Here is a 655-nt window from a genome sequence, read left to right on the forward strand (position 1 = left end):
CGCCGGCCGGGGTGGGGTTCAGAGCAGGCGGGCGATCACCACTGATTCGGCGTCCAGTTCGATGCGTCCCGGCATGAAGGTGAAACCGGTGGCGGAGGCGGCCGGGATGTCGAAGGGCACGCCCTCGACCGGCACCGGCTGGCGCCGATCGGCCAGGTTGCACACGACGGCGACCTGGCCGCGGCGCAGCACGAACCACCGGGCGTCCTCGTCGAAACTGCAGTGCACCGACGGCAGGCGAGGGTCGGTGAGGTCCGGCAGGGTCCTGCGCAGTGCGGTCAGACGCTGATACCACTTCAGCAGCCCAGCGTGCCGGGGGGCCTTGAGCTCCGACCAGTCGAGCTTGGAGCGGACGAACGTCGCCTCGTCCTGGGGGTCGGGGATCTCGTCGGGACCCCAGCCGTGTGCGGCGAACTCGCTGCGGCGTCCCTTGCGGATGGCTTCGGCCAGGCCGGGCGCGCTGTGGTCGCTGAAGAACTGCCAGGGCGTGGTCGCCCCCCATTCCTCGCCCATGAACAGCATCGGCGTGAACGGGGAGGTCAGCAGCAGTGCGGCACCGACCCGCAGCAGGCCGGCGCGCAGCGTCGCACTTGCGCGGTCGCCGACCGCCCGGTTGCCGACCTGGTCGTGGTCCTGCAGGAACGCGATGAAACGG

At 71.0% G+C, this 655-nt stretch carries 1 protein-coding gene; it reads right to left on the reverse strand.

Translation table 11 applies throughout. From position 1 onward, the window contains the following. Positions 1–18 precede the first annotated feature (18 nt). A partial coding sequence (locus DD1DGNOD_RS29195) for a DUF3459 domain-containing protein (protein WP_241255619.1) occupies positions 19–655 on the reverse strand: 637 nt, incomplete at its 5' end.

The organism is Candidatus Protofrankia californiensis (genome assembly GCF_900634765.1).
Taxonomy (GTDB): domain Bacteria; phylum Actinomycetota; class Actinomycetes; order Frankiales; family Frankiaceae; genus Protofrankia; species Protofrankia californiensis.